This window comes from Achromobacter sp. FW305-C-13 (genome assembly GCF_058783475.1).
The window spans coordinates 751712-774626 of the sequence record NZ_JBYSYN010000002.1 but is presented as its reverse complement, the minus strand read 5'-3'; the positions used below and the strand labels follow the sequence as shown (position 1 = coordinate 774626).

21 protein-coding genes are annotated in these 22915 nt (G+C 65.0%); 11 read left to right on the top strand and 10 right to left on the bottom strand.

Features of this window, described 5'->3' with window-relative positions; all coding sequences use genetic code 11:
* Window position 1 precedes the first annotated feature (1 nt).
* Window positions 2–1090, bottom strand: coding sequence for an iron-sulfur cluster carrier protein ApbC (gene apbC / locus AC3WMU_RS15045; RefSeq protein ID WP_492282591.1), 1089 nt, complete (start codon window positions 1088–1090; stop codon window positions 2–4).
* Window positions 1091–1191: 101 nt separating this feature from the next.
* Here apbC and AC3WMU_RS15040 point away from each other — a divergent pair, with 101 nt between their 5' ends.
* On the top strand, window positions 1192–1467 hold the full coding sequence (locus AC3WMU_RS15040; protein WP_006226181.1) for a hypothetical protein: 276 nt from the start codon (window positions 1192–1194) through the stop codon (window positions 1465–1467).
* A 258-nt stretch (window positions 1468–1725) separates the two neighbouring features.
* The gene (gene metG, locus AC3WMU_RS15035; protein WP_006226180.1) at window positions 1726–3792 is read left to right on the top strand and encodes a methionine--tRNA ligase; all 2067 of its coding nucleotides are present in this window, start codon (window positions 1726–1728) and stop codon (window positions 3790–3792) included.
* Window positions 3793–3834: 42 nt separating this feature from the next.
* On the opposite strand, the gene AC3WMU_RS15030 is transcribed toward metG, so the two are convergent.
* The 5 genes from AC3WMU_RS15030 to AC3WMU_RS15010 all read right to left on the bottom strand — a co-directional run bounded on the left by AC3WMU_RS15030 (window position 3835) and on the right by AC3WMU_RS15010 (window position 6731).
* On the bottom strand, window positions 3835–4125 hold the full coding sequence (locus AC3WMU_RS15030) for a PIN domain-containing protein (protein ID WP_424922747.1): 291 nt from the start codon (window positions 4123–4125) through the stop codon (window positions 3835–3837).
* On the bottom strand, window positions 4125–4334 hold the full coding sequence (locus AC3WMU_RS15025) for a hypothetical protein (RefSeq protein ID WP_006226178.1): 210 nt from the start codon (window positions 4332–4334) through the stop codon (window positions 4125–4127). Before AC3WMU_RS15025 ends, AC3WMU_RS15030 begins: the two co-directional genes overlap by 1 nt.
* 114 nt (window positions 4335–4448) lie before the next feature.
* Entirely contained in the window at window positions 4449–5183 is a 735-nt protein-coding gene (locus AC3WMU_RS15020; RefSeq protein ID WP_492282590.1) for a sulfurtransferase, read from the bottom strand.
* Window positions 5184–5268: 85 nt separating this feature from the next.
* A complete protein-coding gene (locus AC3WMU_RS15015) occupies window positions 5269–6066 on the bottom strand; it encodes an META and DUF4377 domain-containing protein (RefSeq protein WP_492282589.1) in 798 nt (265 codons plus the stop codon).
* A 134-nt stretch (window positions 6067–6200) separates the two neighbouring features.
* Complete coding sequence (locus AC3WMU_RS15010; protein WP_035213732.1) at window positions 6201–6731, bottom strand: META domain-containing protein; 531 nt, start codon at window positions 6729–6731, stop codon at window positions 6201–6203.
* Between the two features lie 303 nt (window positions 6732–7034).
* Here AC3WMU_RS15010 and AC3WMU_RS15005 point away from each other — a divergent pair, with 303 nt between their 5' ends.
* A complete protein-coding gene (locus tag AC3WMU_RS15005) occupies window positions 7035–8183 on the top strand; it encodes an acyltransferase family protein (RefSeq protein ID WP_492282588.1) in 1149 nt (382 codons plus the stop codon).
* On the opposite strand, the gene AC3WMU_RS15000 is transcribed toward AC3WMU_RS15005, so the two are convergent.
* Window positions 8164–8559 carry a helix-turn-helix domain-containing protein gene (locus AC3WMU_RS15000; protein ID WP_081534315.1) on the bottom strand — a complete coding sequence of 132 codons (396 nt, stop codon included), beginning with the start codon at window positions 8557–8559 and terminating at the stop codon, window positions 8164–8166. The two genes, AC3WMU_RS15005 and AC3WMU_RS15000, sit on opposite strands and share 20 nt — an antisense overlap.
* A gap of 732 nt (window positions 8560–9291) precedes the next feature.
* Between AC3WMU_RS15000 and AC3WMU_RS14995 the strand changes: the two genes are divergently transcribed.
* On the top strand, window positions 9292–10104 hold the full coding sequence (locus AC3WMU_RS14995) for a response regulator transcription factor (protein WP_006226172.1): 813 nt from the start codon (window positions 9292–9294) through the stop codon (window positions 10102–10104).
* Window positions 10105–10573: 469 nt separating this feature from the next.
* A complete protein-coding gene (kch, locus tag AC3WMU_RS14990) occupies window positions 10574–11785 on the top strand; it encodes a voltage-gated potassium channel protein (RefSeq protein ID WP_280029826.1) in 1212 nt (403 codons plus the stop codon).
* Window positions 11786–11790: 5 nt separating this feature from the next.
* On the opposite strand, the gene AC3WMU_RS14985 is transcribed toward kch, so the two are convergent.
* Both AC3WMU_RS14985 and AC3WMU_RS14980 read right to left on the bottom strand, forming a co-directional pair.
* A complete protein-coding gene (locus AC3WMU_RS14985; RefSeq protein WP_234704824.1) occupies window positions 11791–13311 on the bottom strand; it encodes an EAL domain-containing protein in 1521 nt (506 codons plus the stop codon).
* 208 nt (window positions 13312–13519) lie between these two features.
* Window positions 13520–14140, bottom strand: a complete 621-nt coding sequence (locus tag AC3WMU_RS14980; RefSeq protein ID WP_280029827.1) for a TetR/AcrR family transcriptional regulator — start codon at window positions 14138–14140, stop codon at window positions 13520–13522.
* Between the two features lie 192 nt (window positions 14141–14332).
* On the opposite strand from AC3WMU_RS14980, the gene AC3WMU_RS14975 reads away from it, so the two are divergent.
* From AC3WMU_RS14975 to phbB, 6 genes are read left to right on the top strand one after another with little or no spacing between them, the layout of a single operon-like run.
* Window positions 14333–15790, top strand: coding sequence for an efflux transporter outer membrane subunit (locus AC3WMU_RS14975; protein WP_492282587.1), 1458 nt, complete (start codon window positions 14333–14335; stop codon window positions 15788–15790).
* A gap of 18 nt (window positions 15791–15808) precedes the next feature.
* A complete protein-coding gene (locus tag AC3WMU_RS14970; protein WP_006226167.1) occupies window positions 15809–16876 on the top strand; it encodes an HlyD family secretion protein in 1068 nt (355 codons plus the stop codon).
* Window positions 16876–19614, top strand: coding sequence for a ribosome-associated ATPase/putative transporter RbbA (gene rbbA, locus AC3WMU_RS14965; RefSeq protein WP_006226166.1), 2739 nt, complete (start codon window positions 16876–16878; stop codon window positions 19612–19614). Before AC3WMU_RS14970 ends, rbbA begins: the two co-directional genes overlap by 1 nt.
* Window positions 19615–20739, top strand: a complete 1125-nt coding sequence (locus tag AC3WMU_RS14960) for an ABC transporter permease (RefSeq protein WP_006226165.1) — start codon at window positions 19615–19617, stop codon at window positions 20737–20739.
* 40 nt (window positions 20740–20779) lie between these two features.
* Entirely contained in the window at window positions 20780–21250 is a 471-nt protein-coding gene (locus AC3WMU_RS14955; protein ID WP_006226164.1) for a hypothetical protein, read from the top strand.
* Window positions 21240–21983, top strand: a complete 744-nt coding sequence (gene phbB / locus AC3WMU_RS14950) for an acetoacetyl-CoA reductase (protein WP_006226163.1) — start codon at window positions 21240–21242, stop codon at window positions 21981–21983. The genes AC3WMU_RS14955 and phbB overlap by 11 nt, the downstream gene beginning before the upstream one ends.
* A 21-nt stretch (window positions 21984–22004) precedes the next feature.
* Here phbB and AC3WMU_RS14945 read toward each other — a convergent pair whose 3' ends face one another.
* Entirely contained in the window at window positions 22005–22901 is an 897-nt protein-coding gene (locus AC3WMU_RS14945) for a LysR family transcriptional regulator (RefSeq protein WP_006226162.1), read from the bottom strand.
* Window positions 22902–22915 lie beyond the last annotated feature (14 nt).

The following is a 22915-nucleotide window of genomic DNA, read 5'->3' as shown; positions in this document are numbered from 1 at the left end:
GTCAGGTCGGCTGCTGCACGACGATGGACGGGAATTTTCCGGCCATGTCGCGCGGTAGCGCCGCGACGCCCTCAGCCAGCTTGCGCGCAATACCCCGATACAGCGAAGCCGCTTCGCTGCCGGCGTCCGACACCACGGTCGGCGTGCCGGCATCCGTCTGTTCCCGAATCGCCAGCGTGAGCGGCAGGCTGCCCAGCCAGGGCGTCTGGTACTGCTCGGCCATGCGCTGGCCACCGCCTTCGCCGAAGATGTGTTCAGCGTGCCCGCATTGCGAGCAGATATGGATGGCCATGTTCTCGACCACGCCCAGAATCGGCACTTCCACCTTCTGGAACATGCGCAAACCCTTGCGGGCGTCCAGCAGCGCCACGTCTTGCGGCGTGGTGACGATGACGGCACCCACCACCGGCACTTTCTGCGCCAGGGTCAGCGCCACGTCGCCCGTGCCCGGAGGCATGTCGACGATCAGGTAGTCCAGGTCGCGCCAGTTGGTCTGGCGCAGCAATTGCTCCAGCGCCTGCGTCACCATGGGGCCGCGCCAGATGGCGGGCGAATCGGCGTCGATCAGGAATCCGATGGAATTGGCTTGCAGGCCGTGGCCCGTCAGCGGTTCCATGCTTTTGTTGTCCAGGCTTTCGGGACGGCCGGAAATGCCCAGCATGGTCGGCACGCTGGGGCCGTAGATATCGGCGTCTAGCAGGCCGACTTTGGCGCCTTCGGCGGACAGGGCCAGCGCCAGGTTCACGGCGGTGGTGCTTTTGCCCACGCCGCCCTTGCCCGAGGCCACTGCAATAATGTTGCGCACGTTCGGCAGGGGCTTCAGGCCCTTCTGCACCGCGTGGGCGGCAACCTTCCACGTAACGGTGACTTGCGCGTCCGGCGAGCCGGCTGCTGCCAGGGCCGCCACGGCAATATCGCGGATCTGGTCGCGGACGCCGTCGGCCGGATAACCCAGTTCCAGCGTCAGGGCGACACGCGGCCCCGTTAATTGAATGTCACGATCTTTTACAGAAACGCCTAGGTCCAATCCGGTGTTCGGGTCGTGCGCGGCGCGCAAAGCGGCGCGGATGTGTTCTATCGTTATACTCATGTCACTATGGTTCCGTAGGCAGCGCGGCTTCTGCGGGCCGCCATCCCCTAAAGGATAGCGGATACACGGGAACCTTTCGCTGCGTTTTGCATCCGACCTTCATGACCAACACACTTATCCGCTTCTTCCGTGCCGTCCTATTCGCCGCCCTGGCCTTGATCGGCATGGCGATGGCGCTGGTCTTCATGCTGTCCACGGCGATCGCCGTGGCGATCCTGTACGTGGTCGCCAAGGTGCGCGGCAAACCTTTCGGCGTTCGCGCCTATTGGAGCCAGCGCCAAGGCGCCCGCCCGGGTCCGTTCCAGTCCGCCACCGCCCCCTTCGCCACGCAACCGCGCGGCGATGTGATCGACGTCGAAGCCCGCGAAATCCGCTGACGGCGGCTTTCCCGTAAGCGCTTGCGCCGCCCTGCGGCGCAAGTCGGCCGATGCTTGGGCAGGCCATCCCGGCGCCTTCGCGTGGGTCGCCCGCATGCGGCGTCTGGCCGCCTCCCTCAACCCGCCTCGTTCGCTGCATTGCGATAGGCGGGTTGCGTCATTCCCGGGCACCGGCGCCCCCTGCGGCCGCCAAGTCTGCGCCGTTGCCCTAAAATGGCCGGCCAATCCCCTTTTTCCCCTCAACCTCTACTGACAACCATGTCTCGCACCCTATTTGTCACCACTGCGCTGCCCTACGCCAACGGATCTTTCCACATCGGCCACATCATGGAGTACATCCAGGCCGATATCTGGGTTCGTTCGATGCGAATGGCGGGCCACACGGTGCACTTCGTAGGGGCGGATGACGCGCACGGCGCGCCCATCATGTTGAAGGCTGAAAAGGAAGGCATCACGCCGCAGGCGCTGGTCGCCCGCTACGCCGCTGAGCGCCCGCAATACCTGAACGGCTTCCACATCCGTTTCGACCACTGGCATTCCACGGATTCCGCCGAGAACGTCGCGCTGTCGCACGACATCTATCGCGCGCTGAAAGCCCAGGACTTGATCGAAACGCGCTCGATCGAGCAGTTCTACGACCCCGTCAAGGGCATGTTCCTGGCCGATCGCTACATCAAGGGCGAGTGCCCCAAGTGCCACGCCAAGGACCAGTACGGCGATTCCTGCGAGGTCTGTGGCGCGGTGTATGCGCCCACCGAGCTGATCAACCCGTACTCGGCGCTGACCGGCGCCACGCCCGTGCTGAAGTCGTCGGACCACTTCTTCTTCAAGCTGTCCGACCCGCGTTGTGTGGAATTCCTGCAGCAATGGACCACGGGTTCGAACGCCAATGGCGGCAAGCACCTGCAGCCGGAAATGCTGGCCAAGACCCGCGAATGGCTGGGTGCCGAAGACGGCGAAGCCAAGCTGGGCGACTGGGACATTTCGCGCGATGCGCCCTACTTCGGCATCGAGATCCCCGATGCGCCGGGCAAGTACTTCTATGTGTGGCTGGACGCGCCGGTCGGCTATCTGGCGTCCTTGAAGTCGTACTGCGAAGTCAAGGGCCTGGATTTCGACGCCCTGCTCGATCCCAATGGCACCACCGAACAAGTCCACTTCATCGGCAAGGACATCGTGTATTTCCACGCGCTGTTCTGGCCCGCGATGCTGAAGTTCGCCGGCCGCAAGACGCCGGACGCGGTGAACGTGCACGGTTTCATCACCGTCAGCGGTGAAAAGATGTCCAAGAGCCGCGGCACCGGCATCTCGCCGCTGCGCTATCTGGAAATCGGCATGAACGCCGAGTGGATGCGCTACTACATTGCCGCCAAGCTGAACGCCCGCGTCGAAGACATGGACTTCAACCCCGAAGACTTCATCGCCCGCGTCAACAGCGACCTAGTCGGCAAGTACGTCAACATCGCCAGCCGCGCCGCCAGCTTCATTACGAAGCACTTCGACGGCGCCCTGGGCTATTCGGGCGACACCGCCGCGCTGTCGGCGGAATACGCCCAACAGGCCGAATCCATCCGCGCCGCGTTCGAAGCCCGCGAATACAACCGCGCCATCCGCGAAATCATGGCCTACGCCGACGGCATCAATCAGGCGTTCGACACGGCCCAGCCGTGGGTGCTGGCCAAGGGCATCGCCACGGCGGACGACGCGCAAAAGGCCGCGCTGCAGGACATCTGCTCGCGTTCGCTGGCAGGCTTCAAGGCCCTGTCCGTGATGCTGGCCCCCGTGCTGCCGTCGCTGGCCGAGCGCGTGGCGCTGGAACTCTTCGGCGCCCAGGCGCCGTTCACGTGGGCCGATGCCGCCGTCCTGCCGCAGCGCGTCGCGCCGTTCAAGCACCTGATGCAGCGTGTCGAACCGCAAATGCTGGAAGACCTGTTCGAACCGCCCGCCGCACCGGTCGTGGTGCCCGGTGGCGAGCCGCTGGCCGAAACGATCTCGATCGACGACTTCGCCCGCGTCGACCTGCGTATCGCGCAGATCGTCAATTGCGAACACGTCGAAGGTTCGACCAAGCTGCTGCGCCTGACGCTTGACGTGGGCGAAGGCCGCCACCGCAACGTGTTCTCGGGCATCAAGTCGGCCTACAAACCGGAAGACCTGATCGGCAAGCTGACCGTCATGGTGGCCAACCTGGCCCCGCGCAAGATGAAGTTCGGCGTATCCGAAGGCATGGTGCTGGCCGCCAGCCACGCGGACGAAGCCGTGGACGCCGGCATCTACGTGCTGGAACCGTTCCCCGGCGCGAAACCCGGCATGCGCGTGCGCTGATCGCGCAACGCCCACCAGGCCAAACGGCCAACTCGCGCAAGCTCAGCGAGTTGGCCGTTTTTGCGTTGGCGGCCAGGAAACTGCGCCCCCGCTTTGCCAGGGATTGAACACTTTGACGCCGCAAGGCAGAAAATCCGACGCGTCCCGGGTGACTACGGTCATGTCGTGAACCAGGGCCGTAGCGGCGATCAGCCCGTCGAACAATGGCTGTGCATTCGGCACATGCAGTTGCGCGCCGCGCAACGCCACCGCGTCATCGACGGGCAGCACTCTGCCATCAAAGGTCCGAACCTTGCGCAGTTCAGACACCACATTGGTGTCCAGGATGAACATCACGCAAAGTCCGCGGCAGCAGCCGGCCTTCGCCGCTGCGGAAGTTCGAGTTCGATATCGGCAGCGCCGGGCGTCGCCAGCACGTCCGCAATACTGTTGCGATGCCCCGGTACGAGGCGTGCTGCCACGGTGCGAGCCGGCATGCGCGCGCTGGGCTGGCGTTCCGCGGTAACCGGGGTCGCCTGGCGTGAAATGGGTTGAATCGTCATGGGTTTCTCCTGATCAATAGCCATCAGGGGAACGGTAGCGCGTCAACGTGCAGCGGCGATGTGGGCTACGTGCCAAAGCGGACGGATTCCCGTCAGTATCCGCCGCAGAAAACCTTACTTGCTAGGCGCAAGCTCCGGGTCCAGCGAGTGCCGTTCGTCGAAGACGAAGCACTTGCCCTCGTAGCCCGGGCCGCCGGTTTCCTCGAAGTACTTGAGGATGCCGCCGTCCAGTTGATACACGTTCTGGATGCCGGCCTCGTTCATGTAGATGGCGGCTTTCTCGCAGCGGATGCCGCCCGTGCAGAAGCTGACCACGGTCTTGCCTTCAAGTTCGGCGCGGTGCGCCTGCACGGCTGCGGGGAATTGCGTGAAGCGGTCGATGCGCCAGTCGATGGCGTTCTTGAACGTGCCTTCGTCCACCTCGAACGCGTTGCGGGTGTCCAGCATCACGACGGGCCGTCCGGCATCGTCCGCGCCCTGCGCGAGCCAGCGCGCCAGCGTCTGCGCGTCCACGCCCGGGGCGCGTCCGGCTTCGGGGCGGATGGTAGGGTGATCCATGCGGATGATCTCGCGCTTGATCTTCACCAGCAGCTTGCGGAACGGCACGCCTTCGCTATGGCTGAACTTGACTTCCAGGTCGGCAAAGCGCGCGTCCGCGCGCAAGGTCTGCAGGAAGGCGTCGATGCCCTCGGCGGAGCCGGCGAGAAACAGGTTGATGCCCTCTTCGGCCAGCAGGATGGTGCCCTTGAGCGCCGCGGCGCCGGCCCAGGCCAGCAGATGGGCGCGCAGGTCGGACAGGGCATCCAGCGAAACGAATTTGTAGGCAGCGATATTGACGACGGAAGTCATGGCAAAGCGAAGGAAAGCGGACGGCGAAGCCCGTAATAGTAATCGCTGGGCGGGTTGCCCCGCCCGCCGCCCGCCTTGATCCGGCTCAACGATTGACGATTTCCTGCTCGATCACGGCGTCCATCACCCAGCGCATGGACGAGCCGCCTGCCGGCGGATTCGGGTCGGGGACTTCGACCACACGCAGGCGGTAGCGGATGCCCGGCTGGAAGTTGAAGCCGGTGATGTCGCCATACCAGAACTGCCAGGGCTGGGAAGCGCTGTCGCGCACCTGATAGCACTGGGTGCGCCCCGCGCCGGCGTTGCAGGGCACGCGTTCGGAATTCACATAGACCAGCTTGGTCGGCCCCGCCTGGCCACCCGCCACCGGGTCGACACGGCGGCCGAAGTCCAGGGTATCCCCGGTGCTCAGTACCCACGTCATGCGCTGCGGATTGTTGGTGTTGTCCAGCGACGTCGCGGTGATGCGGGTCAGGCCCGCCAGGAAGTCCTGCTCCAGCGACATGTTCTGCGGGGCGCAGGCCATCATCGTCGCCACCGGATTCGCCTGCACGATCAGTTGCCCGTTAGCGACGGTATAGGGCGCGTTGTACTGGTTGCAGCCCGCAAAGCCGGACATGCGCGGCGCGCCGCGGTCATGGATGAAGGTGACGGTTAGCGGACGGGAATTCGTGGACGGATGCGGAATGGTGCGCAAACCGCCGCCCGGCTGGGTCCAGCGTGCGAGGTCCCAACTGGTCTGCGCCAGGATGTCCGACGCCGAGGCGGGCTGGTAGCGAGGATCCTGCCCGTCTGCGGCCCGCTGGGGAGGCGATGCGCAAGCGGCCAGGCCGACGGACAGGACGCACGGCAGAAGCCAGCGCAAGGAAGCGGTAAAGGACATGGGGGTCTCCCGGAATGCAAGGAATTCCCTGGCCCCAGGCGACACGCCAGGGTCGGGCAGCGCCATTGTAGGCGTGCCCCGACCCTGTTTTCAGCGCGAAAACATCCTGAAACGGATATCCGCTGCGCCGCGCGTTACGGCGTGGGGGGATCCTGGCGTCGTTCGAACTCCAGGACGTCGCCGCCGCGCAGATTGAACGTCAGGTGCCGCGGCGCGCCGCCGCTATCCAGCGTGAACGTGTCAATGATGGTCAGGCCGCGCAGGTAATCGGCTTCCAGCTTGGCGCGCTCGGGTGCGGCGCACGCCATGCGGGTGGAGGCAGGCGCGTTGATGAAGAGCTTGCCGCTTTCCAGCTTATAGGAGCCCATGTAGCGGTTGCAGCCCGAAAAACCGTTCACCTGGTACTGCTTGCCTTGCGCCAGGAACGTCAGGCGCACCGGTTCGCCGTTGTCGCCGTGCGGGATGTCGCGCAGCGCGCCTCCGGCTTGCGTCCATCGCACCAATTCCCAGCTGGTCTGCGCCAGCGAATCCGCGCTGCTGGCGGCGTTGGCCGCCGCTGCGCCTTCGGCGCGCGCGCCCCCCGTGGACCCCGCGCAACCCGCCAATGCCACGGTCAGAAGGCTCAGGCAAAGCAACCGGCAACGCGAAGACAAATGAGTAAGCATGGATGGGACTCCTAAGAAATTCACACCCTCGACTGTAACCGGCACTGGGGCGCAACGCCCTTTCTCTCCCCCCTACAGCCGTATCCAAAAGCAGCAAGCCGCGCCCCCGTACTCACGCCGATGAGGCAGGGGGCTGCATCGAATGCCGCATGGCGGCGCCCCCGGGCGACGCGCAGAATCATTGCAGACCATCTTGCCGGCCCACCCGTGCAGCACGGGCAGACGCCACCGGTCACAGCGGTACCGCAGACGCAGGTGTCCGGCCCGAGGGGCCAAACAATAAGACGACCGGGAGACACGGCGATGGGCTTTTTAAGAACCTTACTGGCGCTGTCAGTGGTGCTGGACCACCTGGGTGGCGGCAATGCCGATCACCTGGTCGGCGGCCGGTTGGCGGTGCAGCTGTTTTATGTGATTTCGGGCTTCCTGATTTCCTATGTGCTGACCGCGACGGACAACTACCAGGGCGCAACCGGCAAGTTCTACGCCAACCGCTTCCTGCGGCTGTTTCCCATCTATCTGGCGGTAGCGGCGTTGACGTTGATGGCGCATGTGATGAGCGGCGGCGCCTTTTTCCGCATCTACGACGCTCTGCCCTTTTCCGCGGAACTGTTCCTGGTGCTAGCTAATATTTTCATCCTGGGCCAGGACTGGCTGATGTTCTTCGGCATTGAACACTCAGCCCTGGTCTTCACGGGTAGCTTCGCGCATAGCGAGGTGCCCTTGTATCAGGGGCTGCTGGTGCCGCAGGCGTGGACGCTGGGCGTGGAGATGAGCTTCTATCTGGTGGCCCCCTTCGTGCTGCACTCCCCCCGCCGGCTGATAGCGCTGCTGGCGGCCTCGCTGGCATTGCGCGCGGTGCTTGTCGCAACCGGTATCGGCATGACAGACCCGTGGACGTACCGCTTCTTCCCCACGGAGCTCGCGCTGTTCCTGGTTGGATCGTTGTCGCACCAGGTGCTGCTGCCGCGCTGCAAGGCCTGGACACGGCGCATCCACCGCCTGCCGGAACTGGGCACCGCCGTGTTGTGCGTCTATTGCCTGCTTCATTTTTCAATCGGTCTGAACCACAACGTGCGCGACGCGCTGGCAGTCCTGCTGTTCGCGGCCCTGCTGCCCCTGGCGTTCCTGTTCCAGTCGCGGCACCGGCTGGACAAGGCGATCGGCGAATTAAGCTATCCCATCTACATCTGCCATTCGCTGGTGATCATGTTCTTCAGCTGGCTGTTGAACGAGGTCGAAGTGCATCAACCCATGCTCTTTGCGGCGCTGGTGGTCACGGGCTGTATCGGGTTCTCGGCACTGCTGAACGGTTTGATCGCCGATCCCGTGGAACGCCTGCGCAGCCGGTTGCGCAGCGAACCGCGGGGCCGCGGGCAAGCGCAGGCGGCGGATGTGCGACGGCCCGCGCAACCGGGTCAAGCGTTGGGATCTATTCGCCGCGCGCCTTGATGTAGGCGGCCAGCACAAGCTCGATCTGCCGCTTTTCCTGGGAGCTCAGCCGCGAGTAGGTCGCGTACGAGACCGATTCGAACGGCCAGGCAGGCGGCTGGGCGATCTCTCCCACACTGACGGGCGGATCGGCATAACCGGAATTCAGCATCGGCCCCTCTCCGGTGCTGAGCCACATCGGGCTGACCCGCAAGGCGCGGGTCAACTTGATGAGGGCATCGCTTGAGGGTTGCAGGCGTTGCCCGCTTTCGTAGTTGCCGATGGCGCTTTGCGACAGGTTGCTTGCGACTGCCAAGTCCTTTTGAGTCCATCCCTGAAGCATTCTTGCGTTGCGCAGACGATGGCTAAACGTGTCCAATCGATCAACCTGAGACATTAATATGAATTTATTTATTTGATTAAAACATCTCAATACTGATGCCAAATAAACGGATTGCACCCCAATTTCAGGGTTAATCCGTAAATCGCAACAATCGCCTGCTTGCCTGCCGCTTCCCACGGCTCGCCCCGCTTCAACTCATGCCGGCGAAAAATAAAAAACCCCATATCCGCCATTGACTTACCGCAAGTGCAGGGAAGTCTGTGCAAGGCATCCCTGCGCGCGCTCGGACGCTTAGCGCGCCAAAAAACCCGCACAAGTTTATGGGCATTTTTGGATAAAAAATAGAAAATAATGTATCGGTAATACTTAATAATTTGCTGTCGCAAACGCCAAAACAAACAGTGTTTCAACCCTTTCCTGGGGGTTTCACCCACTTCTGAAGTTACCAACAGAAACTACAGAAACGTATCTTCACAAAAAAACACGCCCGTGTTTAAATGAAACACGGGCGTGACTTCCATGCAGGATCGGGTCATCGGCGGCCAACGGCGACAGCGCGTCGGCCACGCGCCGAACGGGATCCCGGGCCCGGCCAAGGCTGGCCGCAAGCACATAGAACCTGGACAAAGTTGTCCAGACCTCTCGCCCACATTCAAACAACACCGCCAGACGGTCCCGTCATGGCGCGCAGCTTAGGGAGAGGGGGGGTATGCCAGGACTGCCGACGCCAACGCGCCTCCTCTTCCAGCGCCGCCTCCATGCCGCGCCACCTCATTGGAAGCATCAATGAACAACACGCTGGATGTCATTTTCCTCGGGCAGGACGATGCCAGGCACGCCAGGCTTGTGGACGCCCTGTCCCACCTGGGTTTCAGCGTCCGCCGCTGCTACGACCTGGTGGACGTCTATGACCGCTATTCCCGCAGGCCCAGCCCGCTGATCGTGCTGGAGGCGCCGCTGCCCGATATCCACAACGCCGCCGTCCGCCTGCGCGCGGTGGACCGAAGCCTGGGCATCGTGGCGATCGCCACCTTCGCGGACACCGAAAGCCGCATCCGCACCCTGCTCTGCGGGGCAGATGCCTGCTTGCCACCTGAAGTCAGCGGACTGGAGCTAGCCGCGGTGCTGCAGGCGCTGGTGCGGCGCGCGGTGGGGCTGGACGGCATGGACGCCGCGCCCGATACGCACGCGGATGAGCCCGTGCAGGAAACCTGGCGGTTGGCGAACAAAGGCTGGACCCTGATCAACCCGGCGGGCCGCATACTGGGCCTGACAACCGGGGAACGCGACTTCCTGTCGCGCCTGGTCACCGCGCCCGACCGCAAAGTCAGTCGCGACGCTTTCTACGCCGATGGCGCGGAAGATGCCGACAGCGGCATCACGCGCCGCCGCTTCGTGGATGTGATGATCAGCCGCCTGCGGCGCAAGGCGGCCGCCAATCAAATGACGCTGCCGATCCGCGCCGTGCATGGCTGGGGCTATATGTTCGCCGCGGACATCACGCTGGATCTGGACTATCGGGATGTTGGGGATGACAGCCGCGTGGACGGGCTGGAAGACTGGCGCCGGGAGACGGCGGACGCAAGCGCGTCAACGTAAGGCGACCCCGTAAGGCGAGCCGGGCAGCAAGGCCCGGCGGCCCGGCCGGTCGTGCAATGCGACAGGCGAAAAAAACGCGGCGCTGCCCCCGAGAGGTAAGACGCCGCGCTAAAACAACACGTGAACCCGGAGTCATCAGCCGGCACTGATGCCTTCTACCTGGATCACGCGATTCCAACATTCGTGCCTCATACTACTCACGCACGGTCCGACCGTGAACCTGAGCGGGGTCTCTAGTCCCCGCACAAGCTGCAACGTGATCAACGCCCGGGGTCTGGGCCCGCCCTGACTGCTGGCGGGCTTATCGCCCGTATCAGCGGTTTTCCTCTTGGATAGCCGCGTGATGGAGGAAGTTTAGGACCTCGGACGTGAATCCAGTAATTCTTTGTTGATAGCCTTCTATACCTATTAGATATAGCAAAGCGTTGTGGCCGCCATCCTAAAATGGCGGAAAAGGACACAGCTTCCCATGCCCATCACCCTCCCATCCCTGCGGCAGCGTTTCAGAAAAGTGCTGGCGTTCTTTCCGCCCAACTGGTGCCTGGCCATCCTGGTGGCGCTGGACGGATACGCCTTCATGCACCCGGTGCTGCGCGAGGTGCGCGCCCGCGAGTATTCCTTCTGGCTGGCGCTGGACAACTGGCATGAAGTGATGCGCGTCGTGGGCCTGCTGGAAATCCCCCGCCTGGTGCTTGGCGTGGGCTTGCAGGTGATTGCGCTGGGCCTGATCCTGAAGGCCCGCATCGCGTGGGCGTTCTCGCTGGTGCTGTTGATCGGCATCGGCACCTTCGGCATTTTGGGTGATGGCGGCCGCGCGGGACTGGGCATCTACACGCTGGTGCTGGTCATTGCGTTGATTGTGTACTGGCGGCGCTTTGACCGCGCCAGTGTCACCGCGGGTTCGTTATTCGCGCTGGTCAGTGTTCTGTCACTACTGATCTACGCGGTGTTCGGCACGCTGTACCTGGGCAACGAATTCAATCCGCCCGTCACCGAGGCGGGCACCGCGTTCTATTTCTCGATCGTGTCCATGTCCACGGTGGGCTATGGCGACATCACGCCGCACACCATCACTGCCAGGCTGTTCACCGCGTCGATTATCATTCTTGGCATCACCGTATTCGCCACTTCCATCAGCGCGATCGCCGGCCCGGTGATCGGCGGGAATCTGAAGCGGCTGGTCAAAGGCAGATTCTCCACCGCCATGCGTAAAAACCACATCATCATTGCAGGCGAGACCCCGCTGGCGCTGAGCGTCTACGACGGCCTGCGGCGGCGCGGCGAAGAGGTCACGGTCATCGTGCCTACCGGTTCGGCGCAGGAATATCCCGCCGCTGCAGACCTGATCGAAGGCGACTCGTCAAGCGTGGAAGTCCTGCACTCCGCGGGCGTGACCCGTGCGCGCTATGTGCTGGCGCTGCGCGCCGACGACGCCGAGAACGCGTTCATCGTGCTGGCAGCCAAGGAAGCCACCGGTGACAGCGGCGCCAAGACGGTGGCGCTGGTCAACACCAGCAAGCATCTGGAGAAGATCCGCCGCGTGCAGCCCGACATGGTGTTTTCGGTGCAACTGCTGGGCGCCGAACTGCTGACGCGCGCCATCAACGGCGAGCCCATGGACAGCCAGGCCATCACCGACCTGTTCTTCGCCAAGGCCGCGACCCCGGCCAAGCCTGCCTGAGCGTTTCAGGCGGGCTGAAAGCCGGGCGGCGAATGCCCGGCATACCAGGGCACGAATTCCGCTGAGGGCATGGGGCGCGCGAACAGGTAGCCCTGGATGAACGCCACCCCGCGCGAGGTCAGGTAGTCGAACTGCACCTGCGTTTCCACGCCCTCGGCCACGACCGCCAGGTTCAACCGATGCGACAGCGTGATGATCACGTCCAGCACCGGCGCCTCTTCGCCCGTGGGCTGGATGGCATGCACGAAGCCTTTGTCGATCTTCAGGTAATCCACGGGAAACTTCTGCAGGTACGACAGCGAACAGTGGCCCGTGCCGAAATCGTCGATGGCCACGCGCACACCTTCTGCACGCAGCGCATCGATATTGCGGCGGGCCTGCCCGTTATCCGAGATGAGGCTGCGTTCGGTGATCTCCAGCACGATCAACGGACGGCGCGCGGCGACGTTCGCCCGGAAAGCCTGAATTTCGGGCACCAGCCCGGGGCTGGACAAGTGTTCGGGCGCGATGTTCACGCCGATGTGAAAGTCCGGCGGCGTCTGCCACGTTTGCAGGTCGCGTTCGATCAACCTCAGCAGGTGCTGCGTCAGCGGAATGATCATGTCTTCGGCCTCGGCCGCAGCGATGAAAATGTCCGGCCGCACGAAGCCCACGCCCGGCCGGTTCCAGCGCATCAGCGCCTCGACGCCTTCGCATTGCCCCGTCAACTGGCCATACACCGGCTGGTAGTACACCTGGAACTCATCGGCCTGCATGGCGCGGCGCAATTGCTCTTTGAACGACAGCCGGTTCGCCTGCAGGCGGTAGGCTGCAAACGCCAGCCCGGCGCCGATCAGCATGGCCACCGGCAAATAGCTCAGCATCAGTTGTTGCCAGGCGCTCACCACGCTTTCGGATGGCGCCATGACCTTGATGGACAGCGCCACACCGCCATTGTCGCGTGTGACCTCCTCGTATACGAGTTCAGCAGGGCCCTGACGCGCATTCCAGGAGTCGCTGCGAATAGGCGCCCCTTTACCCACCGTGAGCTCGAACCGGTAATCGCCCAGCGTCGCCACGGCGTTCAGCAAGTCCAGCACGTAACGGCCGTCCACCGCCACCGCGCCGCTATAGCCCGGCACTCCTGGTTTGCCCAGCAGGATCGCGGGGCGTCCTGGCGCCAGCGGCGTGCCCGCCACCGAAAACAGCCAGCGCTCGGGTGGGATGCCCTCGAACCAATGGCGGAAATTGCCAAGGGTGAAGTCCACGTCTCCTACGACAGACGAACAGTAGATATGCTCGTTGTTCGCCAGGATCAGTGACCGGAAATACGGATTCAGCGAACTCCAGCGCTGCAACGTGGACAGCACCTCGGCGCAGGGCTTGGGCGTCAGTTCCGCCACGCGGTCCAGCAGGGTCCAGGCCTGGGAGAGCATGTTGTCGACCTGGACGCGAACGATCTTCGCCGCGGCTTCAGCCGCGCTGCGCTGCTCATTCTTGGCGTGCAGCCAGGTCCAGCCCACGCACAGCAGGACGGGAACAACCAAGGCGAACGCCACCGGCAGATAGCGCCAAGATGGCACACGAACCGTCATCCCTGATGTCGACAAAAGCGCCTCGCTGGATATTCCGTCAATGTGCAATGACTCCGTGAATGGATAGGACACCAAGCGAGACTCAGCGTCAAGAAACTTGCGGCGGGGTGCGCCACCACGCCCGCGCCGGGCGCAATTCTGCCCTAAGACCGGTTGCGCGTCAGGCCGCGACTTCCGGCTCGAGCAGCCGGCGGATCAGCGCCACGTGCCCCCGGCGCCGCGCCGCCAGGTTCACGCGTTCTTGCGGCCCCATCAGCGCCGACATCACGATCGTGTGGATGACGGGCGCCAACAGCAGCCAAGGGTGCTCAAGCGCCAGGCAATCGCCGCACAGCCCGCGCGCCCGGGCGCGCTGCAGCACCCTGCCGATGTCCGCCTGGCGCGCGCCGGCGGTCTCTCGGCGCCAGCGCGCCGCCAGATGCGGCACGCGGCCGCTTTCGGCCAGCAGCAGCCGCATCGTGCTGACCGTGGCCGGGTCGGCGAGGCTGGCATACAGATGGTTCACGATGCGCTCGGCCAGATGGCCGGGCGACGAGGCGCCGTCGACCACGGCATCCACATCCAGCGGGGCCGGGTCCAGATGGCGCGCCAGCAAGGCTTCGAACACCGCTTCCTTGCTGGAGAAGTGGGCATAGAGGCCGCCTTTGGACAAGCCGGCCTGCAGCGCGATGTCGTCCATCCTCGTGCCGGCATAGCCGGCTTGCGAGAAAGCCTGCAATGCCGCGTCCAGAATCTGCCCGACGCGCACGGCAGGAGGTAAACGGCGGCGTTGCACGCGCATGGCGGATCCCTCGAACAATTTCCGCCATTAAAAACCGACTGGTCAGTCGCTAACTTGATGCGCATCAAGGAATGTGCGCCGCGTCCTCGGCACAATGGTTGCATGACCCGGGTAGCGGGTCCGTCCAGGCGTCGGGCCACAAGCCTGTCCGCCAAGGACGCGCCCGGCCCACCCTGCGCTGGAGACCCATGCATGACCCGTTGTCCGCTTCCAGTCAAAACCGCCCTGCGCATCGCGCCCGCCATGCTGGCCCTGCTGATGGCGGCCGGATGCGTGTCCATGGCGCCGCCCTACAGCCGCCCTGCCCTGCCCGTGCCGGCCGCCTACGATGCGCCGGCGGCCCGCCCCGCCGAACTGGCCGCGTCGCACATCCCTTGGCGGACGTACTTCTCCGATCCTGCGCTACAGGCATTGATCGATACCGCTCTGGTCAACAACCGCGATCTGCGCACGGCGTTGGCGCGTGTGCAAGAAGCGCGCGCCCTGTACGGCATCCAGCGCGCCGATCAGTTTCCCACCGTGGGGGTGCAGGCCGACGGCACCCGCGCCCGCGTGCCGGGCGACCTGAACCTGACGGGCCAGCCCCAAGTCAGCAGCCAGTATCAGGTGGGTTTGGGGCTGGCCAGCTGGGAGCTGGACTTCTGGGGCCGCGTGCGCAGCCTGAAGGACGCCGCGCTACAAAACTACCTGGCTACTGACGCCGCAGCGCAGGCCGCCACGCTAAGCCTCATCACGCAAGTGGCCGACAGTTATCTGACGCTGCGCGAACTGGATGAACGGCTGGAACTGACCCGCGAGACCATCGCGTCGCGCGCCGAATCACTGCGCATCTTCCGCCGCCGGTTCGAAGTGGGCGCGATCTCCAAACTGGACCTGACCCAGGTGGAGACGTTGTGGCAGCAAGCGCGCGCACTGGGTGCGGACCTGGAGCGCATCCGTGCCGAACAGGCCCATGCGCTAGCGCTGCTGGTGGGCGCCCCGCTGAACTTGCCTGAACAGGCAGAACCCCTGGACGATACGGCCGTCATGCGTGAAATTCCGGCCGGGCTGCCTTCGGACCTGCTGGTCAACCGCCCCGACATCGTCGCGGCAGAACACCAGTTGCAAGCGGCCAACGCCAACATTGGCGCGGCCCGCGCAGCCTTCCTGCCCAGCATCACGCTGACGGGTGCGTTCGGCACGGCCAGCGCCGAGCTCGACGGCCTGTTCTCGGGCGCAAGCCGCGCCTGGAACTTCGCACCCAGCATCAGCCTGCCGATCTTCGACGCCGGCCGCCGCCAGTCCGCGCTGGACCTGGCGGAGGCACGGCGCGACCAGGCCGTAGCCGGCTACGAGAAAACCATTCAGGCCGCCTTCCGCGACGTGTCCGACGCGCTGTCGGCGCGGCACTGGCTGGCCGAGCAAGTGGAGGTATTGCGCGCTACCGTCGCCGCGCAGACAGAACGCGCCCGCCTGGCGCAGCTGCGCTATGACCACGGCGCGTCGCCCTACCTGGAGGTGCTGGATGCCCAGCGCGACCTCCTGGCCGCGCAACAAACACTGGTACAGACGCGCCGCGCCTTGCTGTCCAGCCGAGTCGGCCTGTATGCCGCGCTTGGCGGCGGCACGCAAGCGTCGGCCGCGGCCACGGCCGACGCCGCCCTCCAATAAATCCAAGGAATCGACACCATGCGCCTGCCCTCCCGAAAACTGATTCCCATCCTGATCGCCCTGGCGGTGGCCGCGGCGGGTTATGCCGGCTGGCGCCTGCTGGCCGACACCGGACCGGGCGACGGCTTCATCAGCGGCAACGGCCGCATCGAGGCCACCGAGATCGACGTGGCCACCAAGCTGGCCGGTCGCGTGCAGGACGTGCTGGCCATTGAAGGCGATTTCGTCACGGCCGGCCAACCGCTCGCCCGCATGCAGATCGACACGCTGAACGCGCAGCGCGAAGAGGCCCGCGCGCAGCATCAGCAGGCCATCAACAGCGCCGCCAGCGCCGCCGCGCAAGTGGCCCAGCGCGAAAGCGACAAGCTGGCCGCCGAGGCCGTGGTGGCGCAACGCGAAAGCGAAGCGGATGCCGCGCGCCGCCGGCTGGCGCGTTCCGAAACCCTGTCCAAGGAAGGCGCATCGTCGATCCAGGAACTGGATGACGACCGCGCACGCGTGCGCAGCGCGCAGGCTGCCGTGAACGCCGCGCGTGCGCAGGTGACCGCAGCCGCCGCCGCCATCGACGCGGCGCGCGCCGCGCAAGTGGGCGCCCAGTCGGCCGTCACCGCCGCGCTGGCCACCATCGCCCGCATCGACGCCGATATCGCGGACAGCGAACTGCGCGCCCCGCGCGACGGCCGCGTGCAATACCGCGTGGCGCAACCGGGCGAAGTGCTGGGCGCCGGCGGAAAAGTGCTGAACATGGTGGACCTGTCCGACGTGTACATGACCTTCTTCCTGCCCGAGCAGGCGGCCGGACGCGTAGCGCTTGGCCAGGACGTGCGCATCATCCTGGACGCCGCCCCGCAATACGTCATTCCGGCCAAGGTGTCGTTCGTGGCCAGCACCGCGCAGTTCACGCCTAAAACGGTAGAGACCGCCAGTGAACGCCAGAAGCTGATGTTCCGCGTCAAGGCGCAGATCAGCCCGGACTTGCTTGCGCAGCATCTGAAGCAGGTCAAGACCGGCCTGCCGGGCGTCGCCTGGCTGAAGCTGGACGCCGACGCGGCATGGCCCGCCAACCTTGAAGTCCGCGTGCCCTGATGGACACGTCCGCCCCTCCCGTTGTCACGCTGGCAGGCGTCAGCCTGCGCTACGGCAAGACCGTGGCCCTGGACGGCATCACGCTGGACATCCCGGCCGGTCGCATGGTGGGCCTGATCGGCCCCGACGGCGTGGGCAAGTCCAGCCTGCTGGCGCTGGTGGCGGGCGCCCGCGCCGTGCAGGAAGGGCGCATCGACGTGCTGGGCGGCGACATGGCCAGCAGCCGCCACCGCGACGCGGTCTGCCCGCGCATCGCCTACATGCCGCAGGGCCTGGGCAAGAACCTGTACCCCACCCTTTCGGTGGAAGAGAACCTGCAATTCTTCGGCCGCCTCTTCGGCCATGATGAGGCCGAACGGCGGCGGCGCATCGACAGCCTGACGCGCAGCACCGGCATGTCTGCATTCCTGTCGCGCCCAGCCGGCAAGCTGTCGGGGGGCATGAAGCAGAAACTGGGCCTGTGCTGCGCGCTGATCCATGACCCCGACCTGCTGATCCTGGACGAACCGACGACCGGCGTGGATCCGCTGGCGCGTGCGCAATTCTGGGACCTGATCAACGAGATACGGGGCGAACGCCCGGGCATGAGCGTGATCGTCGCCACCGCCTACATGGACGAGGCGCAGCGCTTCGACTGGCTGATCGCCATGGACGAGGGCCGGGTACTGGCCACCGGCACCCCGGTAGCGCTGACAGAGCGCACCGGCGCAGACGGCTTGGAAGCCGCCTTCATCGCGCTGCTGCCCGAGGCCAAGCGCCGCGGCCACAAGCCGGTGGAAATCGTGCCGCTGGCCATCGACGACCAGGCTGAAATCGCCATCGAAGCCCGCGACCTGACCATGCGCTTCGGCGACTTCGTGGCCGTGGACCACGTGAACTTTCGCATCCGTCGCGGCGAAATCTTCGGCTTCCTGGGGTCCAACGGCTGCGGCAAATCCACGACGATGAAAATGCTGACGGGCCTGTTGCCCGCCAGCGAAGGCCAGGCGTGGCTGTTCGGCCAGGAAGTCGACCCGCAGAACATCGACACGCGCCGTCGCGTCGGCTATATGTCGCAGGCCTTCTCGCTGTATGGCGAACTGACCGTGCGGCAGAACCTGGTGCTGCACGCGCGCCTGTTCCATGTGCCGGAAGCCGAGATTGCGGGCCGCGTGGACGAGATGGTGGCGCGCTTTGACCTTGCCGACGCGCTGGACAGCTTGCCCGAGAGCCTGCCAATGGGCGTGCGCCAGCGTCTGTCGTTGGCGGTGGCCATGGTGCATAAACCCGAACTGCTGATCCTGGACGAACCCACCTCGGGCGTCGACCCGGTTGCGCGCGACAATTTCTGGCGCTTGCTGATTGCGCTGGCCAGGCAGGACCAGGTCACCATCTTCATCTCGACGCACTTCATGAACGAGGCGCAGCGCTGCGACCGGATGTCATTGATGCATGCGGGCAAGGTGCTGGTCAGCGCATCGCCCGCCGAAATTACGCGCTTGCGCGGCGCGAAGACGCTGGAAGAGGCGTTCATCGCGTATCTGATCGACGCCGGCGCCGGCACGCAGCCCGAAGCCGGGGCCGAAGCGGCCGATGCCGCGCCCGCCGACGCGCCCGCCCCGGCGCCGCATCACGGCTTCAGCTTCCAGCGCGCCTTGAGCTATATGTGGCGCGAATCGCTGGAGCTGCGGCGCGACCCGGTGCGCGCCACGCTGGCCCTGGTGGGATCTCTGCTGCTGATGTTCGTGATGGGATACGGCATTAGCCTGGATGTGGAAGACCTGCGCTACGCCGTCATGGACCGTGACCAGACCACGCTAAGCCAGAACTACAGCCTGAACCTGTCCGGCTCCCGCTACTTCATCGAGCAGCCACCCATCAAGGACTACCAGGACATGGATGCGCGCATGCGCAGCGGCGAGCTGTCGCTGGCGATCGAGATCCCGCAGGGTTTCGCCCGAGATGTGGCGCGCGGCAAGCAGGCGCAGATCGGCGTCTGGATTGACGGCGCCATGCCACAGCGCGCCGAAACCATCCGCGGTTATGTGCTGGGCATGCATCAGGGCTGGCTGATGCAGCAGGCTCGCGAACGGCTGGGGGCCAACGCCACGCAGCCAGTCAGCATCGAAACGCGGTTCCGCTACAACCCCGACGTGCGCAGCCTGCCGGCGATGGTGCCGGCGGTGATTCCGCTGCTGCTGCTCATGATGCCCGCGATGCTGACGGCCCTGGCCGTCGTGCGCGAAAAGGAACTGGGATCCATCATCAACCTGTACGTCACGCCGGTCACGCGCCTGGAATTCCTCCTGGGCAAGCAGGCGCCCTACGTGGCGCTGGCGATGCTGAATTTCCTGCTGATGACCTTGCTGGCGGTCACGCTGTTCGGCGTCCCCATCACCGGCAGCTTCGCAACCTTGCTGGCGGCCGCGCTGATCTACAACGTGGTGGCCACCGCCATCGGTCTGTTGGCCTCGACGTTCACGCGCAGCCAGATCGCGGCGCTGTTCTTCACCATGATCGGCACGCTGGTGCCCGCCGTGCAGTTCGCCGGCCTGCTTAATCCGGTGTCGTCGCTGGAAGGCGGCGGACGGTTGATCGGGCAGGTCTACCCCGCCACGCACATGCTGACGATCAGCCGCGGCGTGTTCAGCAAGGCGCTGGATTTCACGGCGCTGCAAGGGTCGTTCTGGCCGCTGTTGGCCGCCATCCCGATCATCCTGGGCGCCTCGGTGCTCCTGCTGAAGAAACAGGAGGCATGAATGAGACACCTGGCCAATATCTTCCGTCTGGGCGTCAAGGAGCTGTGGAGCCTGGCGCGCGACCCGATGATGCTGATCCTGATCGCCGTGTCGTTCACGCTGATGATCTATACGGCGGCCACGGCGATGCCCGAAACCCTGCACAACGCGCCCATTGCCGTGGTGGACGAGGACGCCTCCCCGCTATCCGCGCGCATCGCGTCGGCCTTCTATCCGCCGCACTTCACGCCCCCCGCATTCAACACCTCGGCCCAGGCCGATGCCGGCATGGATGCGGGCAAGTACACATTCTCGGTGAACATCCCCCCGAACTTCCAACGCGACGTGCTGGCCGGCCGTCCGGCGGAAATCCAGTTGAACGTGGACGCCACCCGCATGAGCCAGGCGTTCACCGGCAGCAGCTACATCCAGCAGATCGTCACCGACGAGATCAACGAATTCGTCAAACGCTACCGCGCACCCACCGAACTGCCGGTGGAGCTGGCCGTGCGCATGCGCTTTAACCCTAACCTGACGCAGGCATGGTTTGGCGCGATGATGGAAATCATCAACAACGTCACCATGCTGTCCATCATCCTGACCGGCGCCGCGCTCATTCGCGAACGCGAACACGGCACCATCGAGCACCTGCTGGTGATGCCGGTCACCCCCACCGAAATCATGGTGGCGAAGGTATGGTCGATGGGGCTGGTCGTACTGGCCTCCGCTGGGCTATCGTTGACTTTCATCGTGCGTGGCCTGTTACACGTGCCGATCGAAGGGTCCGTGGCGCTGTTCCTGGCGGGAGCGGCGCTGCACCTCTTCGCGACGACCTCCATGGGCATCTTCATGGCCACGCTGGCGCGCAGCATGCCGCAATTCGGCATGCTGCTGGTACTGGTCCTGTTGCCCCTTCAAATGCTGTCCGGCGGCACCACGCCGCGTGAAAGCATGCCGGACTTTGTGCAGCACATCATGCTGGCCGCCCCCACCACGCACTTCGTGGAACTCGGCCAGGCAATCCTCTACCGCGGCGCGGGCTTAAGCGTCGTGTGGCAGCCCTTCCTGGCGCTGGCGCTGATCGGCACAGTCCTGTTCGCGTTTTCTCTGGCGCGTTTTCGCAAGACCTTGAGCCAGATGGCTTGAGACTGATTCGTTACCCCTTACCACTCTCTTAAAAGGACGGATGATGAAGAAGACTACTGCCCCCACGACCCAAGGCATCGCCGGCGCCAATGCCGCTTACTGCCAACGGCTGGCCCAGCTTGCGCAAGAAAGCCAGCAACGCTGGATGGAACTTGGCCGCCGGTTGGCCGACGACAACGCCGCCCGGTACCTGGACACCCTCGGCCCGCTGAAGCAAGGCGGAGATTGGCAACAGATCGCCCCGGCCCTGGGCGAGATCACGCGCAAGCAATGGCAATGCCAGCTGGAAGCCAGCCAGGCCATCACCCACGCCGCGCTCGAAGAGCAGGCAGCGCTGGCGGCCGGGCTGGGCGAGGCCATGAGCGGCTGGTTCAAGAGCGCCACCGGTGCCGGCATGGCCGCCGGCACGTCGCCCCTGACGCAGATGTGGTCCACGATGTCGAACCAGATGGCCGCGGCTTGCTCGGCCATGCGCGACGCCAGCCAGCCGGGTGGGCGCCATGACGGCTAAGCGCACGGCGCTGGTCACCGGCGGCGGCGGCCTGGGGCGGGCCATCGCCCTGGCACTTTCCGACGCCGGCCATGACGTCATCGTCACCTACCACGCCAGCGAAGACGCCACGCGCGCCTGGGTCGACGAAGAAGCGGCCAAGGGACGGCGCTTCGCCATCTATCAGGTGGACGTGGGCGACTACGCCTCGTGCCAGGCGCTGATGCGGCGGCTGGAACGCGACGGCCGCCAGATCGACATCCTGGTCAACAACGCCGGCATCACCCGTGACGCCCGGCTGCGCAAGATGAGCTTCGAAAACTGGTCCGAAGTGATGCACAGCAACCTGGATTCGATGTTCAACATGACGCAGCCCTTATGCGGCGGCATGGCGGACCGCGGCTGGGGCCGCATCGTGAACATCTCGTCCGTGAACGGCAGCAAGGGCGCGTTCGGACAGACCAACTATGCCGCATCGAAAGCCGGGATACACGGCTTCACCAAATCGCTGGCGCTGGAGCTGGCCAGCAAGGGCGTCACGGTCAACACCGTGTCGCCCGGTTATCTGGACACGCGCATGGTGCAGGCGGTGCCCGAGGAGGTATTGAAGGAAAAGATATTGCCGCAGATCCCCGTGGGCCGATTGGGCCAGCCCGAGGAAGTCGCGGCGCTGGTCGCGTTCATCTGCAGCGACCTGGCGGGCTTTATGACCGGTAGCAATGTGGCCATGAACGGCGGCCAGCACATGTATTGACGCCTGGCGGGCGCGCGGCGGTCAAGGCTGGCGCGCGCCCAATTCTTCCACCAGGAAATCCACAAACGCGCGCACCTTCGCCACCATGTGGCGGCGCGACGGATAGACGGCATAGACGTAAGTCTCGACCGGTAGCCAATCGGGCAGCACGGCTTGCAGCGCGCCGCGGTCGAGATCTTCCTGCACATATACGCGCGGCACGAGGCTGACGCCAAAGCCCGCCCGCAACGCATCGCGCACCGCCAGACTGGAACTGACCTTGTACCGCCCATGCACGGGCACGCGTTGCGTCTGCCCCGCGCGCGTGAAGACCCATTCATCGGCGTGGCCCGACAAGGTGAACTGCACGCGCTCCATGCCCCGAACGGCCTCGGGCGACGCCGGCACGCCCACGCGCTTGAAGTAGGACGGCGCCCCGCACAGTACGTGATCCAGCGTCATCAGCTTTCGGGCCACCAGGCTGGAGTCTTCCAGCCGGTCGGTGCCGCGGATCGCCAGATCGAAACCTTCCTTCACGATGTCGACGCGCCGGTCTTCCAGGTTCAGGTCCAGCGACACCTGCGGATAGCGTTCCAGAAACGCGGGAACGGCGGGACAGATGCGAAGCAGGCTCAGCGACATGGGTGCGCTCACGCGCAAGAGTCCGGCGGGTTCGCGCTGCATGGGGCCCAGCGACTGTTCGGCCTCTTGCAGATCATCCAGGATGCGGGCGACCTGCTCGTAGTAGCGCGTGCCGGCTTCCGTCAGGCTCATGCGGCGGGTCGTGCGGTTCAGCAGCCGCGCGGCGACGTGGCGTTCAAGCTCGGCGATGTTCTTGCTGACGGCGGCAGGCGACAAGCCCAGTTGGCGCGACGCCGACGCGAACCCGCCCTGCTCCACGACCTGCCTGAAGACCTTCAACGCCGTTAGATGATCCATTGATTATTCACCTA

Excerpts from the sequence above, each read along its gene's own strand:
- AC3WMU_RS15030 (WP_424922747.1), bottom strand. The coding sequence starts at position 4,125 with ATGTTCATCCTGGACACCAATGTGGTGTCTGAACTGCGCAAGGTTCGG.
- AC3WMU_RS15040 (WP_006226181.1), top strand. The coding sequence starts at position 1,192 with ATGACCAACACACTTATCCGCTTCTTCCGTGCCGTCCTATTCGCCGCC.
- AC3WMU_RS14995 (WP_006226172.1), top strand. The coding sequence starts at position 9,292 with ATGAACAACACGCTGGATGTCATTTTCCTCGGGCAGGACGATGCCAGG.
- AC3WMU_RS14960 (WP_006226165.1), top strand. The coding sequence starts at position 19,615 with ATGAGACACCTGGCCAATATCTTCCGTCTGGGCGTCAAGGAGCTGTGG.
- rbbA (WP_006226166.1), top strand. The coding sequence starts at position 16,876 with ATGGACACGTCCGCCCCTCCCGTTGTCACGCTGGCAGGCGTCAGCCTG.
- AC3WMU_RS15005 (WP_492282588.1), top strand. The coding sequence starts at position 7,035 with ATGGGCTTTTTAAGAACCTTACTGGCGCTGTCAGTGGTGCTGGACCAC.
- phbB (WP_006226163.1), top strand. The coding sequence starts at position 21,240 with ATGACGGCTAAGCGCACGGCGCTGGTCACCGGCGGCGGCGGCCTGGGG.
- AC3WMU_RS14970 (WP_006226167.1), top strand. The coding sequence starts at position 15,809 with ATGCGCCTGCCCTCCCGAAAACTGATTCCCATCCTGATCGCCCTGGCG.
- kch (WP_280029826.1), top strand. The coding sequence starts at position 10,574 with ATGCCCATCACCCTCCCATCCCTGCGGCAGCGTTTCAGAAAAGTGCTG.
- AC3WMU_RS15010 (WP_035213732.1), bottom strand. The coding sequence starts at position 6,731 with ATGCTTACTCATTTGTCTTCGCGTTGCCGGTTGCTTTGCCTGAGCCTT.
- AC3WMU_RS14955 (WP_006226164.1), top strand. The coding sequence starts at position 20,780 with ATGATGAAGAAGACTACTGCCCCCACGACCCAAGGCATCGCCGGCGCC.
- AC3WMU_RS14980 (WP_280029827.1), bottom strand. The coding sequence starts at position 14,140 with ATGCGCGTGCAACGCCGCCGTTTACCTCCTGCCGTGCGCGTCGGGCAG.
- metG (WP_006226180.1), top strand. The coding sequence starts at position 1,726 with ATGTCTCGCACCCTATTTGTCACCACTGCGCTGCCCTACGCCAACGGA.
- apbC (WP_492282591.1), bottom strand. The coding sequence starts at position 1,090 with ATGAGTATAACGATAGAACACATCCGCGCCGCTTTGCGCGCCGCGCAC.
- AC3WMU_RS15015 (WP_492282589.1), bottom strand. The coding sequence starts at position 6,066 with ATGTCCTTTACCGCTTCCTTGCGCTGGCTTCTGCCGTGCGTCCTGTCC.
- AC3WMU_RS15025 (WP_006226178.1), bottom strand. The coding sequence starts at position 4,334 with ATGACGATTCAACCCATTTCACGCCAGGCGACCCCGGTTACCGCGGAA.
- AC3WMU_RS14945 (WP_006226162.1), bottom strand. The coding sequence starts at position 22,901 with ATGGATCATCTAACGGCGTTGAAGGTCTTCAGGCAGGTCGTGGAGCAG.
- AC3WMU_RS15020 (WP_492282590.1), bottom strand. The coding sequence starts at position 5,183 with ATGACTTCCGTCGTCAATATCGCTGCCTACAAATTCGTTTCGCTGGAT.
- AC3WMU_RS14975 (WP_492282587.1), top strand. The coding sequence starts at position 14,333 with ATGACCCGTTGTCCGCTTCCAGTCAAAACCGCCCTGCGCATCGCGCCC.
- AC3WMU_RS15000 (WP_081534315.1), bottom strand. The coding sequence starts at position 8,559 with ATGTCTCAGGTTGATCGATTGGACACGTTTAGCCATCGTCTGCGCAAC.